We start from the raw sequence: 25,788 nt of genomic DNA, 5'->3' as shown, positions 1-25,788 counted from the left end.
CGCTAGGCAAGGGCTATGGGAAAAAGTCTTACACCGCCGGGTGATGGTGGCGATCACATCACGCCGATTGATTTGAAATCCGCTCTTGAAGAGCGCTACCTTGCCTATGCGCTCTCCACAATCATGCATCGGGCCTTGCCCGACGTGCGCGATGGCTTAAAGCCGGTGCATCGGCGCATCATTCATGCCATGAGCGAAATGGGCATTCGTCCCAATTCCGCCTTCAAAAAATGCGCCCGTATCGTTGGAGACGTCATCGGTAAATTTCACCCGCATGGCGACCAGTCGGTCTATGATGCGCTGGTGCGTTTGGCGCAGGATTTCTCCCAGCGTTATCCGATTGTCGATGGTCAGGGCAATTTCGGCAATATCGATGGCGACTCAGCCGCTGCCTATCGTTACACCGAAGCGCGGATGACCGAGGTTGCTGCTCTGCTTTTGGAAGGCATTGAGCAGGACGCGGTCGATTATCGCCCGACCTACAATGAAGAAGATGATGAGCCGGTGGTTCTGCCCGGCGCATTTCCCAATCTTCTCGCCAATGGCTCGTCGGGTATTGCGGTTGGTATGGCAACCTCCATTCCACCGCACAACGCCCATGAGCTGTGCGATGCCGCCCTGCTTTTGATCAAGAATCCGGCAGCAACAGTGGAAGAGCTGTTTGCCGATCCCGCCAATCCGCAACGCGGTGGCATTGAAGGGCCGGATTTGCCCACAGGCGGCATTATTGTCGAAAGCCGTGAAAGCATGATTGAAACCTACCGCACAGGTCGCGGTGGCTTTCGTGTGCGGGCCAAGTGGGAAACGGAAGATCTGGGACGCGGCGGCTATCAGATTATCGTCACCGAAATCCCGTTTCAGGTGCAAAAATCCCGGCTGATCGAAAAAATCGCTGAATTGCTGATCGCAAAGCGTCTGCCGTTACTGGAAGATGTTCGCGATGAGTCAGCCGAAGATGTGCGCCTGGTGCTGGTGCCCAAGAGCCGCACGGTTGACCCGACGATTTTGATGGAATCGCTGTTCAAGCTCACTGAGCTTGAGAACCGCATCCCCATGAACATGAACGTCCTCTCCCAGGGTAAAGTGCCGCGGGTGATGGCGCTCAATGAAGTCTTGAGCGAGTGGCTGGCGCATCGCAAGGATGTGCTGGTGCGCCGCTCCAGCTTCCGGCTGGCGGCCATTGAGCGTCGGTTGGAAATTCTCGGCGGCTTGCTGATTGCCTACCTCAATCTGGATGAGGTCATTCGCATCATCCGGGAAGAAGATGAGGCCAAGGATGCGCTGATTGCGCGCTTTGCGCTGACCGACAATCAGGCGGAAGCCATTCTCAATATGCGGCTTCGCAATTTGCGCAAGCTGGAAGAGTTTGAAATCCGCAAGGAGCATGATGCGCTCTCGGCAGAAAAGGCCGAGTTGGAAAAGCTTTTGGGATCGGATGATCTGCAATGGAAAACCATTGCTGGCGAGATCACCGAAGTGAAAAAGAAATATGCCAAAGTCACCGAGCTTGGCCGCAGGCGTACGCAATTTGCCAGCGCGCCAACGGCAGATGTGGAAGCCATCCAGCAGGCGATGATCGAGAAAGAGCCGATCACCGTGGTGATCTCGGAAAAAGGCTGGATCAGGGCTCTCAAGGGCCATAGCTCAGACACGTCCACTCTGACCTTTAAGGAAGGGGATGGGCTACGTGTGGCATTCCCGGCGCAAACCACCGATAAGATCGTGCTGGTGACGACGGGCGGCAAGGTTTACACGCTAGGCGGCGACAAGCTGCCGGGTGGCCGTGGCCATGGCGAGCCTTTGCGCATCATCATTGATATGGAAAATGATCAGGATGTGCTGACCGCTTTTGTGCATGATGCATCGCGCAAGCTGATGTTTGTTTCCACATCCGGCAATGGGTTCATTGTGGCCGAGAGCGATATCGTCGCCAATACCCGCAAGGGCAAGCAGGTGATGAATGTGGTGATGCCAGACGAAGCCAAGCTGGTGGTGCCGGTGTCGGGCGATCATGTCGCGGTGGTGGGTGAGAACCGTAAGCTGGTTGTCTTCCCGCTGGCACAAATTCCTGAAATGAGCCGTGGCAAGGGTGTTCGTCTGCAACGCTACAAGGATGGCGGCATATCGGACATCAAGTTCTTTGCACTCAGCGCTGGCTTGACGTGGGAAGACAGTGCAGGGCGGGTCTTTAGCAAGAATAAGGACGAACTGCTCGAATGGCTGGGTGACCGCGCAGCGGCTGGGCGGCCTGTGCCAAAGGGTTTTCCGCGCAGCGGTAAGTTCAGCGGTTAAATCAACGGGCGAATGCAGGAAATTGCATCACCGATGGCCAGCGGGATGCTGTCAAACTGTTAAAACGAAGACTTATTTGATTTTTAAGCACAAAAGGGCGCGCCAGCATATGGCGCGCCCTTTTGTGTGAGTTGAAAACCGCAGAGGATACAAAAAGCTGTTTTCTCTGCGTGGCCGTCTCAGGAATTGCCCTGATTAAAGTACCGATCTTCCGAGTCGGGGCCGCCCATGGCCATGTCGAGGGCAAAGCCTTTGGCGCGTGCCTGTTGCGCAGGGACTGTCTGTGCCGGGGCAGGCTTTCGCGTTGGCTTGGTGGAAACAGCGGTGCGCAGTTGGGCGGCACTGGGTTGCGACGGGTTGGTGCGGCCGTGACTGGCGTTTGCTGTCTGGAAAAAGGTGAGGGCCGATTGCAGTTCCTCGGCTTGAGCCGTCAATTCTTCTGAGGTGGCCGACATCTGTTCGGAGGCGCTGGCGGTTTGCTGCGTCACCTTGTCCAGTTGTTGGATCGCCTCATTGATTTGCGAGGCACCCAGATCCTGTTCCCGGCAGGCTGCCGAAATTTCGGAGACGAGTTCTGCTGTTTTGCGAATATCGGGCACCAGGCGGTGCAGCATCTCCCCAGCCGAGGTCGCTGCCTTGACTGTATCTGCGGACAGGCCACTGATTTCGCCAGCGGCTGCCTGCGAGCGCTCGGCAAGCTTGCGCACTTCCGAGGCAACAACGGCAAAGCCCTTGCCATGCTCTCCAGCGCGCGCCGCTTCCACGGCTGCATTGAGGGCCAGAAGATCGGTCTGCCGGGCAATTTCCTGCACAATAGAGATTTTCTCGGCAATCGTGCGCATGGCCGTAACAGCCTTCTCCACGGCCTCGCCTGAGATTTCAGCGTCTTTTGCGGATTGGCGTGCAATTTTTTCGGTCTGAGAGGCGTTGTCAGCGTTCTGTTTGATATTGCCAGCCATTTGTTCCATGGAGGCCGAGGCCTCTTCGGTGGCTGCGGCTTGCTCTGTGGCACCTTGCGAGAGTTGTTCCGACGAGGAGGAAAGCTCCTGACTGCCGCTGGTGACCTGATCTGCTGCGTTGGAGACGCTGACCGCGAAGCGCGTCAAATTATCAACCAACGAATTGACGGCGTCTTTCATCCTCTGATGGTCGCCTTCGCAGGTGATGGTCACATGCTCTGTCAAATTTCCTGCTGCGACGAGGTTAAGAACGCGATTGCCCTCGCCAATAGGCAGTAAAATGGCATCCAGCATCCCATTGATACCCGTAACCATTTTGCCAAAATCGCCAACAAAGCGCTCTGCATCCCCTCTTTCGCTCAACCGCCCCGCAGTGGAGGCAACGATCAGGCGATGAATTTCGGTCACAATGTCTTTGAGGTTGCTTCTCAGCGTTTCAACGGTTTCATTGATAAATGCTTTTTTACCGGGGAATTGCTCAAGCGTTGCCTCGAAATTGCCTTCACTAAATTGCTTGATACAGGCCATCGCTTTCTTTTTCACCGCGATGTGGCCGGTGACCATGGTGTTCACGCCTTTGGCCATCACGGCAAAGTCACCTTTGAAACGCTCGACTGGCACAAAGACGTCGATATCACCCTTGTCATGTTCGGCAGACATATGATTCATCTCGGCAATAAAGCCCTTGAGATTGCCGCGCAGAGTCTCGACTGTGTCGTTAATAAAGGCCTTTTTCCCAGGAAAACGCTCCAGCTCGGCCTCAAAATTACCCTCTCCGAACTCCCTGATGCAGGCCATTGCTTTCTTTTTGACGGCGATATGGCTGCGTACCAACTCGTTGATATTATGCGCCATTTCAGCAATTTCACCCTTGAATGCTGAAACGGGGATAATCGCATCAATGTCGCCCATATCATGCTCGGCCGCCATGCGGTTTACGGCACCGCTGAGTGTATGGGTTGGGGCCGTCGCCATGTCGAGAAGCGTGTTGACAGCCTCCAGCAACTCTTTCGCGTCGCCTGTGGCCAATTCTGTCCTCAAACGGGACGAAATATCTCCATTGGCCATTGTGCGCGTCAGGCTATTGATTTCTGCAATCGCGAAACGAGCTTTAGAGGAGGGCTTGAGACTGGTGTATAAAGACATGTTGAATTCCTCTAAAGTGTCCAAAGGGTTTGGTCTTATCGATTGCGGGCAGAGATCGCTTCCTTGCACGAAGGTTCTCGCATCAATCGCGTGTTTCAGTGACCCAGTTATTGAGAGGAATATTGAAGGAAAAATGAATATTATAAAGTCATTACATTTGTTGTTTATGATGCGCTAAATGTCATGGTTAACAAATTCTAAAGCATGTCGCGTTCGATTGAGGACAGTTAAATGCGACAGGCTTCAGGCCGCCAATCGCGACCGGAAGGCTGCCAAGGGGGTAGGGCGGCCGAGATGGTAGCCTTGGACATAATCGATCTTGAGCTGCTGCATCAGCTTCAGCTGCTCTTCTGTTTCAATGCCTTCCATCAGAATTTTATGACCACGGTGGCGCAGCAGGCTGATGATGTCGCGCAGCAACGAGCGGCCGTGGTCCGTGTGGCAGTCTTGCAGGAAGGAACGGTCAATTTTCACGGTGTCGAAATTGAACAGCCGCAGCCACGACAAGCCAGCAAAGCCGGTGCCAAAATCATCAAGCCATATCTTTATGCCTTGCGCTTCCAGATCCTTGATACAGCGCAAAATGACGGACTGATGATCCATATTGATGCCCTCAGTAATCTCAAAAGCAAGGCGATGGCCATCCACCCCGGTTTCAGCCAGAATCGCGCTCACTTTTGCGGCGAAACCTTTGGACTTGAGCTGGATGGGAGATACATTGACGCTCACCATTGGGGCTGCAGACGGAACAAGAATATCGGTGCAGGCTTGCCGAATGCTCCACAGACCAAGATCGAGAATAGAGCCAGTGCGCTCTGCGATGGGGATGAAAGTAACAGGCGATACTGGCGTTCCGTCCAGCAATTTCAACCGCATCAATGCTTCGGCGGCTTCAAGCTGGCCGGTCTTGACGTTCAGAATGGGCTGATAGACCAGCGACACCAGATTGTTAGTGATGGCGACGCGCAAAAGCGCTGCAATATGTTCGTTGTCATCGCTGGTCAGAGGATCGGTCGGATCGAACAGGCGCACACAGTTACGGCCATTGGCTTTGGCGGAGTACAGTGCGCGGTCGGCTTCGGTGATGAGTTTTTCAAGCCTTGAATCGCGTTGTTCACGCGTGAATGAGGCACCGACACTGACTGTGACGATGGTGAGACCATCTTTGCGCTGGTCGTGGGACAGCACCATATTTTCGACAGTCTGGCGGATCATTTCGGCCAATTGCATCATGTCTTCACGGTTTGCGGTTGGCGCAATAACAATAAATTCCTCTCCGCCATAGCGGCCGAGCGAGGCGTTGAAGGGCACCAAAGCATTCTTCAAGGTGTTGGCGATCAACACAAGGCAATGGTCCCCGGCCTGATGGCCGTAGAAATCGTTATATTTCTTGAAAAAATCCACATCGACCAGAATGACTCCGAAACCAATCGCGTCGTTTTGCCAATCATTCCAGCTGTCGCGCAGGCGTTGATCAATCGCGCGGCGGTTATCCACGCCGGTCAAATAATCGGTGTTGGACAGGCGCAGCAGCGCCTTGCCGCGTTCTGTCGCTTCGCTGTTTTGCTTTTTCGCTTCCAATGCGTTCAGATAGACATGAAAGCGCTCTCTGTTGAGCCGGAGGTTGATATAGCTGGTGAATGCAAAACAGGCGACGTAGAACGTGCCAAACGCCAGCACATATCCGCTATCAACGGGTGCCAGATAAAACAGCGCGAGGAAAAACAGCCCAAGTACGCATGTCGATGTGATGATCGACAAGACAATATCAAAGCCGAAAAACAGGTTGGCGCTCATCATGAACAGGCTGCCAAAAACCATGTAATAGCGGAAGTGATCGGCCTGCTGGGTCATTGCGGCAGGGTAAAGCCATGCCACGTAGCTGATCACCAGTGCCATGGCGCAGGTGATATCCATGGTGTTTGATTTGACCTTGATGAAGAACAGCAGCTCCATAATCAAAAGGCCAATAACGCAAATCGTGATGCGGCTGATGATAACCGTTTTAGCGACATCAGGAAGCAGCAAAATATCTGTGATCGAAAATGCCAGATAGATAAATGCACCCTCCCACAGGCCTTTGCGGGCTGAACCGATGCGGTCGGATTGTGTCTGATCTTTATAAAGCTTCACGATTTCGGCATTCCGCTCTTTGTCTAGAATTTCACGCCGATCCGTAAGGCCTGGGCCGCGTCGTCCATCAATCATGCTGGTTTCCATCGATTCTCGCTGATTGAATAGAAGTAATAAAGCTCATTCTCTCAAACGTGTCACTCGAATACTCGGTGCATTGAAAGTTTTTCATTTAAAAATTTAGAGATTTTAATATTCGTTCTTAATAAAACAGCGTCGAGATAAATCTATGTACCTTGGGTGGAAAACATAGTGTTGTACGTGCTGATATCTCGGATATTTCTCAATTAATTCTATTGTCGCAGACCTGGTGGCACTAGACGTGTTATGACGAATCAGTTTCTATGGTTAACAAAGAATTAATAATTCTATAGCAATGTTATTAACATCTGATCATCTATATTAAAGGTGTGTTAAATATGAAGTCTGTTGACGTGTTATTGGATGGGCAAAGTCTTGTCACGCCACGTTCGATTGCCGCAGAAATTTTATCCATCAAAAGTAATCCCGTGAATGAGCGTGATAAGCTCGCGGCTGAGTCAGAACTTGCGATCATCCTCAATTTAGCAGGTCAGCAAATTGAAAAACAGATGGAGCCTGATCAAATCCATGGCATGCTTGGTGCGGGCCTTCATGCTTTGCGCGCAAAGTCGTCGCCGGCCATTTGGCAACATCTGATAGCACTTGCGCAAAGCCATCCCATTGCCAGCTATTTTCTACAGGATCCTTTCACACGTTGGTCTTTTGTGAAGCCACGTGGCTATTCTGGCGATGCACAATTGATTGACTTCATCTATGGGCATCCGAGCCTCAACGATGAAATTGCCAAATCCACCCCCACTGGTCTTGCGCTCTATGAAGTCAATCGGAATTCGTCGGCATCCAGGGCGGTGCGTGAACGTCGTGATCTTCTGACGCAGCATATTGATGAAATTGCCGGTTCTCGCGGCGGCGATGCCGAAATTCTGACAATTGCCGCAGGTCACTTGCGCGAAGCAAACAACTCTGTCGCCCTTCATCAACAAAGGATCAAACGTTGGGTGGCGCTGGATCAAGATCCGATGAGCATTGGTTCTATCCGGCGTGATTTCGCGGATACCTGTATTGAAGCAGTCGACGGTTCTGTGCGCAGCCTGCTCACCAACGCGCATGATCTCGGCACCTTCGATTTTGTCTATGCCGCTGGCCTGTATGATTATTTGAACGACAAGGTCTCCATCAAGCTGACCCGCAAATGCCTGCAAATGCTCAAGCCCAATGGCGTGTTCATGTTTGCGAATTTTTCTGAAGACATTATCGCCGATGGCTATATGGAAACATTCATGAATTGGGCTCTGTTGCTGCGCACAGAGGAAGACATGTGGCGCATCATGCGTGCAAGCACGGATGACGGCGTGTTTGATTGCTTTGTGCGCTTTGGCGAAAACCGCAATATTGTGTATGGCTTCATGCGCAAGATTGGCTGAGCACCAAAGAAGGCCTGCTGTTTTGGGCGAAATACTGATTGTTTCGCGGCTCAACTGGCTCGTCATTGTTACTGCATAATTCCTTAAATCGGAGTGGATTTAAGGAGAAAATTATGCAGCAGCTTAAAAGTGCTACAGCGTCCTTTGTGCGCCACATATGGTGAGAGGCGCTGTAGAGTGTTATGGCATTGAGGCGCTGCATGTCGGATAAATGCGGCGTTTCAACGCTTTTGTAGTCTGCAAAACTTTCATCTTTGATCGATTTGGATCATCGAAATTATATAGTTGTTCACTAATATCTCCGTAATATCCGAAAAGCAGCCGTATTAGGCGAGATAACCCCTATTATTTAAGGGGTAATGCTCCATATCCTTCTCAAATTTGAACGGACCAGCATTGTGCTGGCCGCAGAGTGCCATAGCGATCTATTGACGTTCTTGGATTTTGAGGGTGGTGTAAACAATGAGGATCGCAGAAGCACGTGAATCTTCGAGACTGGCAAGTCTGCGCAATCTGAAAATACTGGATACGCTGTCCAGTGAGTGTTTTGATCGTATCACCCGTATTGTCGCAAAGTATTTCGGCTTGCCGATTGCGGCGGTATCGCTCACCGATGTTGATCGGCAATGGTTCAAATCCAGCGTCGGCTTGGATCATAGAGAGATCCCGCGTTTCAAAGCGCCTTGCGCCGAAGTGGCAGAAACCTGCAAACCTCTTGTGGTTGGCGATTTTCAAAAGCACCCTTACTACGTAGACAGTCCTTTGGGGCAGGCGGGTATTCGCTTTTATGCGGGCGTGCCGCTGATCACGCCGGACGGTTACGGTCTTGGGGCGCTTTGTGTGCTGGATACCCAGCCGCATGTGATTGAGGCGCAGCAAATGGCTGTGCTGACGGATCTTGCGGCGATGGTCATGGATCAGGTTGAAATGCAACATGCCGTGGGGCGCATTGAAGCCATGAGCGGTTTGCCAAACCGCTATCAGCTTTTCAGTGATCTTCGGGATATGCAAATCCACGCGGCGGGAACGCCTCGGTTGCTTAGTTGTCTGGATCTGGCCCAGACCATGCAGTTCGACCGCTTGTCGCGGGTGCTGGGGCCAAGCCATGTTGATGGGATTGTGGCCGCTGTGGCGGCTTTTTTGCGTGATCGGATTGGTGATGAGCGGACTGCCTATCAAATCGGTCCGATGCAATTCGCTGTTTTTGCGCCCGAAAATGCCACGCCTGAAAGCTGCATTCCGGTGCTGGAGCGACTTTTGCGTGAGGTTGGAGAGGTGTCCGACCTGCGCATGACAATGACGCCTTCCATTGGCGTTATGTCTTTCGATCCCGGCGAAACGTCGCCGGAAGATGCATTGCGCGCACTCCAAAGTGCTGTGCAGGACGCCCGCAACAGTGAAACCGGGATTGCGTTCTATTCCGCCACGCATGATTTATGGCATCAACGAAATTTCCGTATTCTGAGTGATTTTCCAAAAGCATTGGCTGAGGACAATCAATTGCATCTGGTGTTTCAGCCGAGATTATCTTGCATCACGGGACGGGTCGAGAGTGCAGAAGCGCTGCTGCGCTGGATTCATCCCGAATTCGGCAGTATTTCTCCGGCAGAATTTGTACCCGTGATTGAGGCATCCGGCCTTATACGTCAGTTGAGCGCCTGGGTGATTGATCAATCTCTGCTCCAACTGGCCCGATGGCATCAAAAGGGCTTTGATTTGCGTCTCTCGATCAATATCTCCGCCGTTAATCTCAATGAGCCCGATTTCTTTGATCTGCTGGTTGAAAAGCTCGCCTACCATGGCGTTTCGCCAAAACAGATTGAGTTTGAGCTGACCGAAACTGCTGTTATGGCGGAAAAAGAGAAGTCGTGTGAGGTGATGCAGCGAATTTCCGATCTTGGAGTGCGCATTGCCATTGATGATTTTGGTACCGGCTATAGTAATCTCTCCTACATGCAAAAATTGCCCGCCAATGTGGTGAAAATCGATCGTACTTTCGTGGCCGACATGCTGCAGGGCCATCGCGAGCGCGTGCTGGTCGAATCGATGATCAAACTTTCCCATAGTCTGGGCTATGACGTGGTGGCGGAGGGCGTCGAAACGCGAGAGGCTGCTGATCTTTTGCAGATTATGGGGTGCAGCGAAATTCAAGGCTTCTGGTTGTCACGTCCGATGTCTGAGGAGACGCTTTGCGCATGGGTGCTTGAAAAGCGCGCGGCAGACCCTGTTCACTCAGCCGTCGCATGAGTTATCGCCGCCATCGGCCGCTCGACAATCATAGAGAAGGAGATGCTTCAGCCTTGCCGATCAAGATGGATCGGTATCGGGCTGATAGCGCGTCCAGCCCTGGCTCATAAGATGTTCCTGCGGCAGGAAGCGGGTTTTATAGCCCATTTTTTGTGAGCCATTGACCCAATAACCGAGGTAGACATGGGGCAGGCCCATCTCATTGGCGCGACGGATATGGTCCAGCACCATGAAGGTGCCCAGCGAACGCTTGTGGAGGTCTGTGTTGAAAAATGAGTAGACCATGGAGAGGCCGTCACTGAGAATGTCGGTGAGAGCCACGGCCACCAACTCGCCCGGACGCTCTGAATCCTCTTCAGGCGGCAGGCGGTATTCAATAACACGGGTTTTCACATGGCTGTCTTCCACCATAATGGCAAAATCCAGCGCCGACATATCTGACATGCCACCCGCTTGATGGCGATCATCCAGATAGCGCCGAAAAAGGGAAAACTGCTCGGTGGAGGGTTGGGCCGGGAACACCGTGCTTTTCAGATCGGCGTTTGCGGCCAGCACTTTGCGCATCGTGCGGTTCGGTCGAAATTCCTTGGCAATGATGCGAACCGACAGACAGGCGCGGCAGTTTTCACAGGCGGGGCGGTAGGCAATGTTCTGCGAGCGACGAAATCCGCCTTGTGTCAGCAGATCATTCATTTCCGTTGCCCGTGCACCGACCAGATGGGTGAAGACTTTTCTTTCCATTTCTCCGGGCAGGTAAGGGCAGGGTGCCGGCGCTGTCAGGTAAAACTGTGGAGAGCTTGTTGCCTGTGTGTTCATCGGTTTTCCAAAAGCCCTCGTTGAGCAGTTCAACATAGGATAGTTTCGAAGACGGTATTATGCACGAATATCTGACGATTTACAGCACCTCGCAACGGTGACGATTGCTTTGCTGGGGAGGCCGATTCTTCATTCCCATGAGAATGAAGGATGATTGTGGAACGTCAAGAGTGCAGTTGGACGTTGAGCGCCGGTTGGCAGCGTCATGCGCCTTATATTTTGCAGAACATATGACATGCGACAGCGCCGAGGCCAGCAAGGGCGCACGGCGCTGTCATGAAAAGATTCTGGTTAAGCTGGGTCTGCCACTTAACTGGTGCGTATGGTGGCTGTGCCCAGCAACAGATCATGCACCAGTCTTGAGCGCTCGATAAAAAGACCGGCCAGCAGGATCAGCGGTGTCAGGACTGAGTTGAGAATCCAGAACAGCGCCAGATGGGCGATGGCGGTAACAAAGTCGATTTTGCCGCCATCCAGCCGGATCATGGCAATACCCATGGCCCTCATGCCGGGGGTGGCCTGCGAGCGTCCGGCAAGCGACAGGCCAAAATAAAGGCCAGCCACGACAAAAAACAGAATGGGATAGAGCAGCCAGCCAAGGCCCAGCGTGAAAACGCCGATGAAAAAGACCGCAATTGCCGCCGGAAAGCACAGCACCGCCACCAGCACATAATCAATGGCAAAAGCGAAAACCCGACGCGACAGAACGCCACTGTAGGCGCGCCAGTCGGTGGGCACTGTATTGGCGGTCATGTTCGGGTCGAAGCTCATCATCATCTCCTTGGTGATTGACCATGATATGGGAAGTTTCGACCCGAGTTTCAATTTCGCCCCTGAAAAATCAACCCAAAGTCAGCCTTTGGCCAGCTTTTTGGCGACCTCGATCGCGAAATAGGTCAAAATGCCATCGCAACCGGCCCGCTTGAAGCACAACAGGGTTTCCATCATCACCCTTTGCTCGTCAATCCAGCCATTCATGCCTGCTGCTTTGATCTGCGAATATTCGCCTGATACCTGATAGGCAAAAACCGGAAGGCCAAAGGCTTCCTTCATGCGCCAGCAAATATCAATATAGGGCAGGCCGGGTTTGACCATCAGCATGTCCGCACCCTCTTCAACATCAAGGGTCGCATCGCGCAGCGCCTCTGTGCCATTGGCGGGGTTGATGTAATAGCTGTTCTTGTCGCCCTTCAAAAGGCCGGAGGTCGAAATGGCTTCACGGTAGGGACCATAATAGCCCGACGAGAATTTGGTGGCATAGGACATGATGCCAACATCCTGATGGCCTGCCGCATCCAACCCACGACGAATGGCACCAATGCGGCCATCCATCATTTCGGACGGGGCGATGATGTCGGAACCGGCATCGGCCTGCATCACGGCGGCGCGAACCACCTGATCGACTGTTTCGTCATTGACAATAATATCGCCACGCAAAATGCCATCGTGGCCGTGGCTGGTGAAAGGATCCAGTGCCACGTCGGTGATCACCCCAATATTGGGGACATGTTTTTTGAAGGCTGCCGTTGCTTCATTGAGAAGATTATTGGCATCCAGAATCGCAGAGCCGGTTTGGTCACGCTTTTCCATTTCAATATTGGGGAAAGTGGCAATGGCCGGAATGCCAAGATCGGCGGCCTGCTTGACCGCTTCCACCGCTTTGTCAACGCTCATACGGTTGACGCCGGGCATGGCTGGAATGGGGTCGATAATACCCTTTCCGGGCACCAGAAAGATTGGCCATATCAGATCATTGACTGTGAGATGGTTTTCTTGCACCAGTCGGCGGGTCCAGTCGGCCTTGCGATTGCGGCGCATGCGTCGGTGGCCGGTGATCTGATCCACCAGATGGGTTTTGTCGTGCATGGCTGGCCTCCAGTCTCTGTTTGATCGTATCTGAGCGCATCCATGCGGATGTTTATGGAACGGGCGCTCAAGATCTTTGTTTGTGCCACGGCCTAACACGAAACCCGCCTTTTGCCCATCAAGATCACGCGCTTGCGACAAATCGACTTTATCAGTCTCGTTGCTGAGGAAAGGAGAGGGGCAGGATTTTGCGTGAGCCAATTCGGTGCATGTGCGCGCCAAGGCTCTGGCGGCGGCGCGGCATTGCGGTTATCGTGGCACCATGATTGATGATAGCGTTCATACTCCGAAGTTCAGCATCACGGATGTCCTGTTTGTGGTCTTCCTCCGTATTGTTGCTTTTATTGCTCTTTGGTTTGGCCTCGAGTTTTGGGCCATGCTGGTTGGCTATTCCCACAATGGTCTCGCGCGCTTCGATCTTTTGACCGTGCCATGGCGCATCACCACCTGTTCGCTGGCGGTTATTTTTCCCGTGTCCAGTCTGGGTCTGTGGATGACGGTGTCCTGGGGGCCGGTGATCTGGGCAATCGGGGCGCTGGCGCAAATCTTAATGTATGGTTTCTGGCCAAAGATTTTTGGTGAAAATCCATTGCTGATCACCTTTCACATCATTGTGGCTGTCGTCTATGTGGCGTTTCGTGTGGCGATCATGCTGGAAAAGCGGGCTTCTCGCTCCCAATAAGATTTGGTTTACCCTGATACAAAGCCTGTGAATGGTAAGTCTCTGTTAAGCTTGCGTTTTAAATAGAATTTTATGGGTATTCGATATTGTCTGTCTCAAGGCGGGAGAAAACAAACATAACCGCCACCCAAAACAGTGAGGCAGAAAAAATGACCAACACCAATATCAAACCACAGGTTTCCGCCGTTGATCAGGAAGAGCAGGCCATCCGTTCTCTCTACCTCGACTCGTTGCATTTGGTAGAGCGTCTGCACCGTCGTCTGCTCGATGTGATCAAGGACGAGTTCGACCGTCAGGGTCGCAATGACGTCAATGCAGTGCAGGCTTTGTTGCTGTTCAACATCGGTAACTCAGAATTGACCGCCGGTGAGCTGCGCTCGCGCGGTTACTATCTCGGCTCCAACGTGTCCTACAACGTCAAGAAGCTGGTGGACCTTGGCTTCATCAATCACTCCCGTTCGCGGGTTGACCGCCGCTCGGTTCGCATTTCGCTGACAGAAGAAGGTCAGGACATCGCAGAAACCGTTGCAAAGCTCTATGAGCGTCACGTTGGCTCGATCCAGAAGGTGGGCGGCATTGGCACCAATGAATTCAACCAGATGAACACGCTGCTTCAGCGTCTTGATCGCTTCTGGAATGATACGATCGCCTATCGCATGTAATAGGGTGTCTGCTTTTTTGAAACAGGCATTCATTCCCTGTCGATACGCGGCTTGCACCATTGGGCTGACGGGCGCATGATTTTTGCCCGACGGCCGTGGGGAGGCACGCGCTCGCTGCGACAATAAAAGCACACTCAAACGGCGAATAGCTGTTGGCATGCTTTTTGATCTGACAAGCTTTAGCCATATTGATATGTCAGCCAGAAAGGCTAAGAAGCAGATGGAACAAAGGGGTTCCTGGCGCATTTCTCGGGTCGGGAAATTCGTTTTGCTTATGCTGCCAATATTGGGTTGGCACAGGCTGGGTGTGTTATGATCGGCGGATCGTTAGGGAAATTGTGAATATGGCAGACAAGACAAATCTGGTTGCGGTCTCACGTCGCGGACTCCTTATGGGCGCAGCGCTCGTTGGCGCATCGGCGATTGCCGGTCAAGCTGCGGCTCAGTCTGCTGTTGATGAAGTGATCAATGCGCGCAGCCGTGGCAATTGGGATGACCAGTTTGATGCCCAGACCTCGCGCGCAACGGCGATGGTGACATCCAATACGCCTTTGTTGAGTGCGACCAATCTGCCAATTTTGCAAAACGTCATTGCCCAATATCAGCAAATTGTTTCGCAAGGCGGTTGGCCCATGGTCAATCCAACCGTCAAGTTGAAGCTGGGTGTGATTGATCCGAGCGTGCAGGTGTTGCGCCAGCGCCTGATGATCTCTGGTGACCTTGCCCGTGAAGCTGGCCTGTCTGATTCCTTCGATACCTATGTGGACGGTGCCGTAAAGCGGTTTCAGGCGCGTCATGGCTTGCCGCCAGACGGCGCTCTTGGCGAATATACCCTGAAGGCCATGAATATCTCTGCTGCTGTTCGCCTCAACCAGTTGAACACCAATCTTGTGCGCTTGCAGTCGATGTCAGGCGATCTGGGTCCGCGCTACGTGATGGTCAATATTCCCGCCATGAATATCGAGGCGGTTGAAGGCGACCGTGTGGCGCTGCACACCAATGCGATTGTTGGCCGTATCTCGCGTCCGACACATCCGATCAATTCCAAGATTTATGAAGTCATTCTCAATCCTTACTGGACCGCGCCGCGTTCGATTGTCGAAAAGGACATTGTGCCGCTGATGCGCAAGGATCCGACCTATCTGGCCCGCAACAACATCCGCCTGTTCGACAACAAGGGACAGGAAGTTGCACCGGAAACCGTGGACTGGAATGCGCCCAAGGCGCCAAACCTGATGTTCCGTCAGGATCCCGGCAAAATCAACGCCATGGCTTCGACCAAAATCAACTTCCATAATCCGAACAATGAATATCTGCATGATACGCCGCAGCAAGGCCTGTTCAACAAGCTGATGCGCTTTGAATCATCCGGCTGCATGCGCGTTCAGAACGTGCGCGATCTCACCACATGGCTGCTGAAAGATACACCCGGCTGGCCGCGCCAGCAGATTGAACGGGTAATTTCGACTCGTCAGAACACAGTGATCAAGCTGGCACAGGAAGTGCCGGTGTACATCGTTTACATCACGGCATGGTCTGCCAAGGACAATGTTGTGCAGTTCCGCGACGATATCTATCAGCGCGATGGTGACGCACAGCTTGCATTGCAAACCAACATTGGCGTGGAGCAAAACCCCGGCAATATCGAAGACGATAATTTGCCACGGCAATAAGCTTTCGTTTTTCATGTTTTTAAAAAGGGCCGCGCAAATCCTGTGCGGCCCTTTTTTTCTGTTTTTCCGCCGACGGGCCGCCACAAGCGAAGAACAAGCGCTGTCTCTCGCTCTTTGGCTTGCAAATGTCGCTCTGTTGTCTTGCGATTACCTCTCGGGGGCGTTAATACGCCGGGGCATCCACGCTTTCAGGAGACTGCGATCATGACAAATACCGATGCTTTCTTTTCTCGCTCACTTGCCGACTCGGATCCGGAAATCTTTGGCGCGATTGAGAAGGAGCTCGGTCGCCAACGCCATGAGATTGAATTGATCGCTTCGGAAAACATCGTCTCGCGCGCCGTGCTGGAAGCGCAAGGCTCGATCATGACTAACAAATATGCCGAAGGCTATCCAGGCAAGCGCTATTACGGCGGCTGTCAGTTTGTTGATATTGCCGAAGAACTGGCGATCGAGCGCGCCAAGAAGCTGTTTGGCGTCAATTTTGCCAATGTGCAGCCCAACTCCGGTTCGCAGATGAACCAGGCCGTGTTTCTGGCGCTGTTGCAGCCCGGTGATACGTTCATGGGCCTCGACCTCAACTCCGGGGGGCATTTGACCCACGGCTCGCCGGTCAACATGTCTGGCAAGTGGTTCAATGTTGTATCTTACGGCGTGCGCGAAGGCGACAACCTGCTGGATATGGACGCCGTTGCCGAATCAGCCCGCAAGCACAAGCCAAAGCTGATCATTGCTGGCGGCACAGCCTATTCCCGCATCTGGGACTGGAAGCGTTTCCGTGAAATCGCTGATGAAGTCGGCGCTTACCTGATGGTTGATATGGCCCATATCGCCGGTCTGGTGGCGGGTGGTCAGCATCCATCGCCATTCCCGCACTGCCATGTTGCCACAACCACGACTCATAAGTCGCTGCGCGGCCCACGCGGCGGTATGATCCTGACCAATGATGAGGATCTGGCCAAGAAGTTCAACTCGGCTGTGTTCCCCGGCCTTCAGGGCGGTCCGCTGATGCATGTCATTGCCGCAAAGGCCGTCGCCTTCGGTGAAGCTTTGCAGCCTGAGTTCAAGGATTATGCAGCTCAGATCGTCAAGAACGCCAAGGCTCTGTCGGAAACGCTCGTCAAGGGCGGTCTGGACATTGTCTCTGGCGGCACCGACAACCACCTGATGCTGGTGGACCTGCGCAAGAAAAACGCCACCGGCAAGCGCGCAGAAGCTGCCCTTGGCCGCGCTTACGTCACCTGCAACAAGAACGGCATTCCGTTCGACCCTGAAAAGCCATTTGTAACCTCCGGTATCCGCCTCGGCACCCCGGCTGGCACGACCCGTGGTTTCAAGGAAGCCGAGTTCATCGAAATCGGTAACCTGATTGTCGAAGTGCTCGACGGACTGAAGGTTGCCAATTCGGATGAAGGCAATGCGGCGGTTGAAGCATCGGTGCGCGACAAGGTCGTGGCGCTGACAGGCCGCTTCCCCATGTACCCTTATCTGTAAGGGAAACATTGCATGCGGTGCCCGTTTTGCGGTTCAGATGACACCCAGGTGAAGGATTCGCGTCCGGCGGAGGATAATACTGCCATCCGTCGGCGCAGAATTTGCCCGGATTGTGGTGGCCGCTTCACCACGTTTGAGCGCGTGCAATTGCGCGAGCTGACCGTGTTGAAAAAAACGGGCCGCAAGGCTCCCTTTGATCGTGAAAAGCTGGTGCGGTCTTTCGAGATCGCACTGCGCAAACGCCCGGTCGAGCGTGACCGGATCGAGCGCGCCGTCTCTGGCATCGTACGTCGGCTGGAAAGCTCGGGCGAGGTAGAAATTTCGTCGGAACGCATCGGCTTGCAGGTGCTTGAGGCGCTCAAGAGCCTCGATGATGTGGCCTTTGTGCGCTATGCCTCGGTCTATCGCGATTTCTCACACGCCGAGGATTTTGAGCAGGTGATTTCGGAGATCACCGCAAAAATATCTCGAGATATAGATCCGGAATAAGCGGATGCGCGTTGAGGCTGACGATCGCCGTTTCATGGCGGCTGCCATTCGGTTGGGTCGTTCTCATCTCGGTCAAACCGCAACAAACCCCTCGGTTGGCTGTGTCGTTGTCAAAGACGGCGAAATTATTGGTGAGGGCGTCACCGCTATTGGCGGACGGCCCCATGCGGAGCCGCAAGCGCTGGCCATGGCCGGTGCGCGGGCCAAGGGTGCTACCGTTTATGTGACATTGGAGCCTTGCTCGCATTATGGCAAAACGCCGCCTTGCGCCAATGCGCTGGTGGCAGCTGGTGTTGCGCGGGTTGTTGTGGCGGTGACAGACCCAGACCCGCGTGTTTCGGGTCGCGGTCTGGCCATTTTGGCAGATGCTGGGATCGAGGTGGTCACGGGCGTTTTGCACACGGACGCGGCGAGGGGGCTTTCAGCCTATCTCACCCGGCACGTCTGCAAGCGTGCGCAGGTGATTTTGAAACTTGCCATTTCTGCTGATGGCATGATTGGCAAAAAAGGCGAGGGGCAGGTCGCCATCACTGGCCCCATTGCCCGCACGCAGGTGCAGCTTTTGCGGGCTGAAACCGACGCTATTCTGGTGGGGATCGGCACCGCGACGGCAGATAATCCCGAACTTACCGTGCGCTTGAAGGGTATGGAGCATCGCTCCCCCTTGCGTATTGTGCTGGATCGTCGTCTGGAATTGCCTCTTTCATCCACGCTTGCGTCCACAGCAGACCGCGTACGAACCGCCTGTGCCTGTTGCAATCCAACCGATTTTCGCTGCGATGCGGCATTTTCCGCGCGGGAAATGGCGCTGAAGGATCAAGCTGTCGAGGTGATAAAGGTTGCTGATCTCAGCGATCTGCTTGCGCGTCTCGCAACGCTTGGGGTTTCGTCTGTGTTGGTTGAAGGCGGAGCAACTGTAGCCAAGGCGTTTCTGGAGGCTGATCTGGTGGATCGGCTTCATCTCTATCAAGGTGCCGTTGAAATCGGCCGTGATGGCCTTGCATCACCGCTTGGCCGCGCCAATATACCATCCACATTCCGGCATGTGCGCCATGCGCGCTTCGGTGCTGATCAGTTTGATGAATATGAAAGAGATCGTTGATGTTTACAGGCATTGTGACAGACGTTGGCACGGTTGAAGATATCACGCCTCTGAAAGAAGGCATTCGGCTGCGCATTGCCACCAGCTATGACCCCGCCACCATTGATATGGGCGCTTCCATTGCCCATTCCGGCACATGCCTGACGGTCACGGGCCTGCCCGGTGAAGGCAGCAATGAACGCTGGTTTGAAGTGGAGGCCTGGGAAGAAGCCCTTCGGCTGACCACCATTGGCGCGTGGAAAAAAGGCACACGCATCAATCTGGAGCGCTCGCTTAAAATTGGCGATGAGCTGGGCGGCCACATTGTGTCTGGCCATGTTGATGGCAAGGCTGAAATTATCGCAGTAAAAAGTGAGGGCGATGCCACGCGCTATACGCTGCGGGTGCCAGAGCATTTGGCGCGCTTTGTGGCCCCCAAGGGGTCAGTGGCGCTGGATGGCACATCCCTCACGGTCAATGCCGTCAACCACTGCGATTTCGATATTTTGCTGATCCGCCACACGCTGGATGTCACCACATGGGGTGAGCGCAAGGTGGGCGATTTTGTGAATTTCGAAGTGGATACCATGGCGCGTTATGCGGCGCGATTGGCCGAGTTTCCTGCATCCACGGGCCTTTGATAAGCGACGCTTGCGTCACGCCTTGACGCAAGCTCACCAATACAGGGTCTGTTAATCAGCCACATAAAGCGTTGTTGTGCCATCGGTTGTTTGCATCAGGCCAACAACGGATGTGACCTCAACGTGGCGGGCCAAGAGCTGTTTCATGGCTTTGGGGGTGGCGAAAATCGCGGCTTGCAGCTTTCTGGCCTGCAAAGCGTGCGGGCTTTGCGAGGCAAAGGTGAGATAGGCTGGATCGCCCGGATTCAATGTGCTGATGGGAACGATATTGAATTGGCTATTGATAAAAGGTTGTACGCTGTCTTCGGGGCTGTTTGCAAATTCTGCGCCTTGCACACCGCCAAACACAACAGCTCCAATGGTGGATGCACTAAATACATGTCCGACATTGCTCATCGGTCGTCTCCTGCTTCACAACAACGATCAAGCCCGATCATGGGCCGATGCTGATAGATGTGCGCCCGCATTTTGGGATTTTCCACCCCTCAAGCGGTTGAAAGCAATTACAAATATGTCATCTTGCTGTTCATCAAAAAGCCCGTTTTGGGGTGACAGCGCAGTGGAGAGAGGCAGGTTTGCGTCTGCTGCTGCCGGTGCTTTGAAATTGATGATGAACAGCAAAGACTTAAAGGGTAAACGCAATCGATGGCCCATGCGGTTATGCTGGCGTGGATTTCGCATTTCAGCGCCATTTGCAGCTCAGCGGCTGTGAAAATGATGACGAGAGAGCGCCATCACAAAAATGTGCGGATTGGCTCGCTGCCCCGTCATTATGACGCATTTATGCCGGTTCTTGCGAAAAACACTTGCCATTGCGGTGTGAGCGTGGTTTGACCGCGCATCCAATCATTGCCATTTCATCCGCCCGTTCCCGGAGTGACCGCTCATGTCTGATCTTTCTTCTGCACCGCACCTGCTTATTGTTGAGGCGCGTTTTTATGACGATATGGCAGATGCGCTGCTGGACGGTGCCAAGGCGGCGCTGGATGAAGCGGGCGCTAGCTACGATATCGTCACCGTTATGGGCGCGCTGGAAATTCCGGCTGCGATTTCCATGGCGCTGGATGGTGCCGACAATGGCGGCGTGGTCTATGATGGTTATGTGGCGCTCGGCATGGTTATTCGCGGAGAGACCTATCATTTTGATATTGTCGCCAATGAATCCTCGCGCGCATTGATGGATTTGTCCGTGTCGGAATCGCTTGCCATTGGCAATGGCATTCTGACCGTTGAAAATGATGAACAGGCTTGGGCACGCGTTAAGCGGTCTGACAAAGACAAGGGCGGCTTTGCTGCCCGCGCCGCTTTGACGATGATTGCCTTGAAGCAGAGATTTGGTGGCTGAAAGCATGACGAGTGAACATACAACACCGCCGGTAAAAACCGCCAATCAGCGTGGGGCTGCCCGCCTTGCTGCTGTTCAGGCCCTTTACCAGATGGATATGGCCGGTAGCGGCGTTCTGGAAGTGGTGGCCGAATACGAGACCCACCGTCTCGGTCAGGAACTGGATGGCGACACCTATCTCAAGGCCGATGCCTCGTGGTTTCGCTCGCTGGTCTCCGGCGTGGTGCGCGATCAAACCAAGATTGACCCGCTGATCCGTCAAGCCTTGCAGGACGATTGGTCGCTGGCGCGTGTCGATAGCACCGTGCGGGCCATTTTGCGCGCGGGCGCATTCGAGCTGTTGGAGCGCAAGGATGTTCCTGTCGCGGTGATTGTGACGGAATATGTCGAGATCGCCCACGCATTTTTCCAGGAAGACGAGCCAAAGCTGGTCAATGCCGTGCTGGATCGGATTGCCAAGCAAGTGCGCACAACGGTTGCAAAATAGCAACCGGCTGCTAATCATGCCTTGCTGACAGAATGAGTGGGGCATGACGATGGACGCGGGCACAAATATGGACAGTCAACTGCGCGCGGCCAAGCGCAATGTTGGCATTTTAACAGCCGCGCAGGCCATTCTGGGCGCGGCAGCGCCGCTTGCCATTTCTCTGGGTGGCCTGGCTGGCTATCAGCTTTTGGGCGCGGATAAGTCCTTGGCGACGGTTCCGGTGACGGGCTTTAATCTCGGCGTTGCTTTTGGCGCGGTGTTGGTTGCCATTTTTGCGCGGCTTTTGGGCAAAAAAGTCGGCTTTATGGTCGGCGCAGCTTTGGGCTTGGCGGGCGGGCTTGTGGCCACGCTTGCGCTTTTCGAGATGAATTTCTGGTTGTTCGCTGTCGGCATGGTGCTGATTGGCCTCTCGGGTGGGTTCACCCAGAAAATCCGCTTTGCCGCTGCCGATGTCTCGCCCAGCTTTTTCAAGGCCGAGGCCATTTCATGGATTCTGGCGGGTGGCATTGTTTCGGCCATTATTGGCCCGCAAATTGCCATCTGGATGAAAGACCTGCTCGAGCCTGTGCCTTTTGCAGGTGCGTTTGTGGCACTCGTGCCGCTGATGCTGGCGGCAATTGCCATTCTCTCCTTTGTTCACCTTCCCAAAAATTCAGGCGCTGCCGCCATTGATGGCGTTGCGGCGCTGCCGCTTGGTGAGATCATCACCACGTCGCGTTTTGCCACTGGCATGTTTTGCGGCATCTGCACCTATGCGCTGATGACATTCGTGATGACAGGCGCGCCGCTGGCCATGGTGATTGGCTGTGGCTTTACCACGGGGCAGGCAACGCTTGGCATTCAATGGCATGTGATTGCCATGTTTGGCCCCAGCTTTTTCACCGGCAAGCTCATTCGTCGCTTTGGTGCCGAGCGTGTGGTGGGGGCAGGGCTGTTGGTGCTGATGGCCTGCTCGCTGGTGGCTCATGCAGGCGTTGAGCTTTGGAATTTCTGGGCAGCCCTTGTGCTGCTGGGTATTGGCTGGAATTTCGGCTTTATCGGTGCAACCGCCATCGTTGCTTCCAGCTATCGTCCGCAAGAGGCTGATAAGGTGCAAGGATTTCACGATATTGTCCTGTTCAGCACCGTTGCGCTGTCATCCTTTTCGTCGGGTAAGGTTTTTACCGCCTACGGTTGGTCGGTGATGAATCTGGTGATCTGGCCGGTAACCCTCGTATGTCTTGCGCTGATTGTGCTGGAGATCGTCCGGGCCAAGCGCCGTCTTGCCGTTAATTGATATCTGTCTATCCATTGTTCTGACCACCCTTGACGGCTGCCGTTTGGAAAGCGCACTCTCTCTCCACTGGAACCCGAGCGCCCCTTGGAAGAGGAGTGCTCCAAAGAGGGAGGCTTTGGAATGGCAGTTCTATTGGGCGTAATTCTATGTGGTTTGGTGTCTGTGGCCTATGCGGTCTGGGCAACGCAGTCTGTGCTGGCGGCCGATCAGGGCACGCCACGCATGCAGGAAATTGCGGGCTATATCCGCGAGGGCGCAAAGGCCTATCTGGCGCGTCAATATCTTAACATTGCTGCCGTTGGTGCGGTGGTGTTTGTCTTGACCTGGTGGCTGTTGTCGGGTGAAGCAGCTATCGGCTTTCTCCTTGGTGCGGTGCTGTCGGGTGCTGCGGGCTTTATCGGCATGCATGTGTCGGTTCGCGCCAATGTACGCACAGCACAGGCCTGCGCCCAAAGCCTTTCGGCTGGCATGGACATAGCGTTCAAATCCGGTGCCATCACCGGCATGCTGGTGGCGGGCCTCGCCCTTCTGGGTGTCTCCCTTTATTATTTTGTTCTCACCGTCGGACTGGGTCACGCCAGCGGCTCGCGCGAGGTGATTGATGCGTTGGTGGCCTTGGGCTTCGGTGCATCACTGATTTCCATTTTCGCCCGGCTTGGCGGCGGCATTTTCACCAAGGGTGCAGATGTGGGCGGCGATCTGGTCGGCAAGGTCGAAGCCGGTATCCCAGAGGATGATCCGCGCAACCCGGCCACCATTGCCGATAACGTTGGCGATAATGTTGGCGATTGCGCTGGCATGGCCGCAGACCTGTTTGAAACCTACGCCGTGTCGGTGGTTGCCACCATGGTGCTGGCGGCAATTTTCTTTGCCGGGAGCGCTGTGCTTGAAAGCGCCATGGTCTATCCTCTGGCCATTTGCGGCACCTGCATTCTCACATCCATTGTTGGCACATTCTTCGTCAAGCTCGGCACTAATGGCTCGATCATGGGCGCACTCTACAAAGGCTTGATTGTCACCGGCCTGTTGTCGATTATCGGCCTTGCTGTCGCAACCCAGCTCACCATTGGCTGGGGAGAGATCGGCACGGTGGGTGGCATGGCAATCAAAGGCACGCACCTGTTTATCTGCGGTCTTCTTGGTCTGGTGGTCACGGCGCTGATTGTGGTGATTACCGAATATTACACCGGCACCAACAAGCGCCCGGTCAATTCTATCGCACAGGCATCGGTCACCGGTCACGGCACCAATGTCATCCAGGGTCTGGCTGTTTCCCTGGAGTCAACCGCGCTGCCTGCGCTTGTCATCGTTGGCGGCATCATCGGCACCTATCAATTGGCAGGCCTGTTCGGCACCGCCATTGCCGTGACCACCATGCTTGGCCTTGCCGGGATGATTGTCGCCCTTGATGCTTTCGGCCCGGTCACGGATAACGCCGGTGGCATTGCTGAAATGTCTCATCTGCCGCCGGAAGTGCGTAAATCCACCGACGCGCTCGATGCGGTTGGCAACACCACCAAGGCTGTCACCAAGGGGTATGCCATTGGCTCTGCCGGGCTGGGTGCGCTGGTGTTGTTTGCGGCCTATTCCAACGACCTGCAATTCTTTGCCGCCAATGGCGACAAATATCCCTATTTCGCAGGCATTGGCGATATTTCGTTTAGCCTGTCCAATCCCTATGTGGTGGCCGGATTGATTTTCGGTGGCCTGATTCCTTACCTGTTTGGCGGCATTGCCATGACAGCGGTTGGCCGTGCGGCAGGCTCGATTGTTGAGGAGGTACGCCGCCAGTTTCGGGAAAAGCCCGGCATTATGGCAGGCACTGACAAGCCCGATTATGGCCGCGCCGTGGATATTCTCACCAAGGCCGCCATTCGCGAAATGGTGATCCCATCGCTTTTGCCGGTTCTGGCTCCGCTGGTGGTCTATTTCGGCGTGCTGCTGGTGTCTGGCTCAAAAGCATCCGCTTTTGCAGCGCTGGGTGCGTCTTTGCTGGGTGTGATTGTCAACGGCCTGTTTGTGGCCATTTCCATGACCTCAGGTGGTGGTGCTTGGGATAATGCCAAAAAGAGCTTTGAGGATGGCTTTGTCGACAAAGACGGCACACGCCATATGAAGGGCTCGGAAGCTCACAAGGCCTCGGTCACCGGCGACACTGTTGGCGATCCTTACAAGGATACGGCCGGTCCTGCGGTCAACCCCGCCATCAAGATCACCAATATAGTCGCCCTGCTGCTGTTGGCCGTGCTTGCTGGCTGATCCGGGCACGGCGCTGTAAAGCATAAAAAACCCGCGGTCGATCGCCGCGGGTTTCTTTGTGTCGAGCTCTACTGCATAATTCCTTAAATCGGAATCGATTTAAGGAATTATGCAGTAGCTTAAAAGTGTTACAGCGTCCTTTGTGCGCCATATATGGCGCACGGCGCTGTAAGGCTTATTGCATGCCCAGCATGTTCTTCATGCTGTTGGCACCACCGCCGCCGCCAGACAGAATCTGTTGCAGGAAGGTCATGTCTCTGCCGCCTGTTGGCGTGGTGCTGGACACCATATCAAAGACCTTGCCATCCTTGAGTGTGTAATTGGCGCGCCGGGTGACGACACCATCCTTGTTGAAATAGATGGCGAGAACCTGTTGCGACACAATCTGCTGCTTCATGAAGGCAACAGGACGCTTGCGGGTCTGAGAGATGTAATAGAACACCTCACCGTCAAAGGTCGCCGTGGTCGATGGCGTCCCAAGGCTGAGCAAGACCTGCTCACGGCTGGAGCCAACCGGCACCAGCTCAAGCGCCTGCGGGTCAACAATGTAACCGTTGTGATAGATTTCGCTCGTTTGGCAGCCGGAAAGCCCAGCCGTTGCGATCAGCAGGGTTATCGCAGCCATGCCCACGGTTTTAACGTGCGGCTGGAAATACCGTCTCTTCAATGATGCGTCTCCCATCATGCTCTCTCGTGCCCGCTCTCTCTTGTGCCCGCTTGTGTGTCAAAGCAGCAGAGTGTTGCCCATATCATTGTGTCCTTTCCGGGGAAACC

At 54.2% G+C, this 25,788-nt stretch carries 20 protein-coding genes and 2 pseudogenes; 14 read left to right on the top strand and 8 right to left on the bottom strand.

The genetic code is table 11. From position 1 onward, the window contains the following. The first annotated feature begins 15 nt into the window (after nucleotides 1-15). On the top strand, nucleotides 16-2,292 hold the full coding sequence (gene parC / locus E6C51_RS06235; RefSeq protein WP_146928714.1) for a DNA topoisomerase IV subunit A: 2,277 nt from the start codon (nucleotides 16-18) through the stop codon (nucleotides 2,290-2,292). A gap of 397 nt (nucleotides 2,293-2,689) precedes the next feature. Here the strand turns inward: parC and E6C51_RS20310 are convergent. The 3 genes and pseudogenes from E6C51_RS20310 to E6C51_RS06225 all read right to left on the bottom strand — a co-directional run. Continuing rightward, a pseudogene (locus E6C51_RS20310) lies at nucleotides 2,690-3,368 on the bottom strand (methyl-accepting chemotaxis protein); the annotation flags it as partial. Between the two features lie 87 nt (nucleotides 3,369-3,455). After that, nucleotides 3,456-4,163: pseudogene (locus E6C51_RS20305) on the bottom strand (methyl-accepting chemotaxis protein); the annotation flags it as partial. Between the two features lie 477 nt (nucleotides 4,164-4,640). Beyond that, nucleotides 4,641-6,605 carry a putative bifunctional diguanylate cyclase/phosphodiesterase gene (locus E6C51_RS06225; protein WP_190235350.1) on the bottom strand — a complete coding sequence of 655 codons (1,965 nt, stop codon included), beginning with the start codon at nucleotides 6,603-6,605 and terminating at the stop codon, nucleotides 4,641-4,643. 344 nt (nucleotides 6,606-6,949) lie between these two features. Between E6C51_RS06225 and E6C51_RS06220 the strand changes: the two genes are divergently transcribed. Both E6C51_RS06220 and E6C51_RS06215 read left to right on the top strand, forming a co-directional pair. Next, the gene (locus E6C51_RS06220; RefSeq protein ID WP_190235349.1) at nucleotides 6,950-7,996 is read left to right on the top strand and encodes a class I SAM-dependent methyltransferase; all 1,047 of its coding nucleotides are present in this window, start codon (nucleotides 6,950-6,952) and stop codon (nucleotides 7,994-7,996) included. Between the two features lie 462 nt (nucleotides 7,997-8,458). After that, on the top strand, nucleotides 8,459-10,243 hold the full coding sequence (locus E6C51_RS06215; RefSeq protein ID WP_190235348.1) for a sensor domain-containing phosphodiesterase: 1,785 nt from the start codon (nucleotides 8,459-8,461) through the stop codon (nucleotides 10,241-10,243). Between the two features lie 60 nt (nucleotides 10,244-10,303). On the opposite strand, the gene E6C51_RS06210 is transcribed toward E6C51_RS06215, so the two are convergent. The 3 genes from E6C51_RS06210 to hemB form a co-directional block, all read right to left on the bottom strand. After that, on the bottom strand, nucleotides 10,304-11,059 hold the full coding sequence (locus E6C51_RS06210) for an arginyltransferase (RefSeq protein WP_146928726.1): 756 nt from the start codon (nucleotides 11,057-11,059) through the stop codon (nucleotides 10,304-10,306). Between the two features lie 309 nt (nucleotides 11,060-11,368). Next, nucleotides 11,369-11,830 (bottom strand): RDD family protein, encoded by a 462-nt coding sequence (locus E6C51_RS06205; RefSeq protein WP_146928729.1) that lies wholly within the window; start codon nucleotides 11,828-11,830, stop codon nucleotides 11,369-11,371. A gap of 81 nt (nucleotides 11,831-11,911) precedes the next feature. Then, nucleotides 11,912-12,925, bottom strand: coding sequence for a porphobilinogen synthase (gene hemB / locus E6C51_RS06200; RefSeq protein WP_190235347.1), 1,014 nt, complete (start codon nucleotides 12,923-12,925; stop codon nucleotides 11,912-11,914). A 262-nt stretch (nucleotides 12,926-13,187) separates the two neighbouring features. On the opposite strand from hemB, the gene E6C51_RS06195 reads away from it, so the two are divergent. The 7 genes from E6C51_RS06195 (at nucleotide 13,188) to E6C51_RS06165 (ending at nucleotide 19,647) form a co-directional block, all read left to right on the top strand. Further along, nucleotides 13,188-13,607, top strand: a complete 420-nt coding sequence (locus tag E6C51_RS06195) for a DUF6163 family protein (protein WP_146931088.1) — start codon at nucleotides 13,188-13,190, stop codon at nucleotides 13,605-13,607. Between the two features lie 149 nt (nucleotides 13,608-13,756). Then, nucleotides 13,757-14,269: a transcriptional regulator LdtR gene (ldtR, locus tag E6C51_RS06190; RefSeq protein ID WP_146928735.1), complete on the top strand. Its 513-nt coding sequence runs from the start codon at nucleotides 13,757-13,759 to the stop codon at nucleotides 14,267-14,269. Nucleotides 14,270-14,613: 344 nt separating this feature from the next. Next, entirely contained in the window at nucleotides 14,614-15,942 is a 1,329-nt protein-coding gene (locus tag E6C51_RS06185) for a L,D-transpeptidase family protein (protein WP_146928739.1), read from the top strand. Between the two features lie 204 nt (nucleotides 15,943-16,146). Continuing rightward, complete coding sequence (glyA, locus tag E6C51_RS06180; protein ID WP_146928742.1) at nucleotides 16,147-17,436, top strand: serine hydroxymethyltransferase; 1,290 nt, start codon at nucleotides 16,147-16,149, stop codon at nucleotides 17,434-17,436. Nucleotides 17,437-17,448: 12 nt separating this feature from the next. Further along, a complete protein-coding gene (gene nrdR, locus E6C51_RS06175) occupies nucleotides 17,449-17,925 on the top strand; it encodes a transcriptional regulator NrdR (RefSeq protein WP_146928745.1) in 477 nt (158 codons plus the stop codon). A gap of 4 nt (nucleotides 17,926-17,929) precedes the next feature. Then, complete coding sequence (gene ribD / locus E6C51_RS06170; RefSeq protein WP_190235346.1) at nucleotides 17,930-19,027, top strand: bifunctional diaminohydroxyphosphoribosylaminopyrimidine deaminase/5-amino-6-(5-phosphoribosylamino)uracil reductase RibD; 1,098 nt, start codon at nucleotides 17,930-17,932, stop codon at nucleotides 19,025-19,027. Further along, nucleotides 19,027-19,647: a riboflavin synthase gene (locus E6C51_RS06165; protein WP_190235345.1), complete on the top strand. Its 621-nt coding sequence runs from the start codon at nucleotides 19,027-19,029 to the stop codon at nucleotides 19,645-19,647. Before ribD ends, E6C51_RS06165 begins: the two co-directional genes overlap by 1 nt. Before the next feature lie 51 nt (nucleotides 19,648-19,698). Here E6C51_RS06165 and E6C51_RS06160 read toward each other — a convergent pair whose 3' ends face one another. After that, nucleotides 19,699-20,043, bottom strand: coding sequence for a hypothetical protein (locus tag E6C51_RS06160; protein WP_146928754.1), 345 nt, complete (start codon nucleotides 20,041-20,043; stop codon nucleotides 19,699-19,701). 490 nt (nucleotides 20,044-20,533) lie between these two features. Here E6C51_RS06160 and ribH point away from each other — a divergent pair, with 490 nt between their 5' ends. The 4 genes from ribH (at nucleotide 20,534) to E6C51_RS06140 (ending at nucleotide 25,014) form a co-directional block, all read left to right on the top strand. Beyond that, on the top strand, nucleotides 20,534-20,992 hold the full coding sequence (gene ribH / locus E6C51_RS06155; RefSeq protein ID WP_190235344.1) for a 6,7-dimethyl-8-ribityllumazine synthase: 459 nt from the start codon (nucleotides 20,534-20,536) through the stop codon (nucleotides 20,990-20,992). A 4-nt stretch (nucleotides 20,993-20,996) separates the two neighbouring features. Continuing rightward, entirely contained in the window at nucleotides 20,997-21,479 is a 483-nt protein-coding gene (gene nusB, locus E6C51_RS06150) for a transcription antitermination factor NusB (RefSeq protein ID WP_190235343.1), read from the top strand. Nucleotides 21,480-21,522: 43 nt separating this feature from the next. Further along, nucleotides 21,523-22,755, top strand: coding sequence for an MFS transporter (locus E6C51_RS06145; RefSeq protein ID WP_190235342.1), 1,233 nt, complete (start codon nucleotides 21,523-21,525; stop codon nucleotides 22,753-22,755). A 120-nt stretch (nucleotides 22,756-22,875) separates the two neighbouring features. Then, nucleotides 22,876-25,014: a sodium-translocating pyrophosphatase gene (locus E6C51_RS06140; protein WP_190235341.1), complete on the top strand. Its 2,139-nt coding sequence runs from the start codon at nucleotides 22,876-22,878 to the stop codon at nucleotides 25,012-25,014. A 175-nt stretch (nucleotides 25,015-25,189) separates the two neighbouring features. Here the strand turns inward: E6C51_RS06140 and E6C51_RS06135 are convergent, their stop codons facing one another. Next, nucleotides 25,190-25,639 carry an outer membrane protein assembly factor BamE gene (locus tag E6C51_RS06135; RefSeq protein WP_230987095.1) on the bottom strand — a complete coding sequence of 150 codons (450 nt, stop codon included), beginning with the start codon at nucleotides 25,637-25,639 and terminating at the stop codon, nucleotides 25,190-25,192. Nucleotides 25,640-25,788 lie beyond the last annotated feature (149 nt).

This window comes from Gillisella terrae (genome assembly GCF_004801395.1).
GTDB classification, from domain to species: Bacteria; Pseudomonadota; Alphaproteobacteria; order Rhizobiales; family Rhizobiaceae; genus Allorhizobium; species Allorhizobium terrae.
This window is presented reverse-complemented; position numbering and strand designations above follow the sequence as displayed.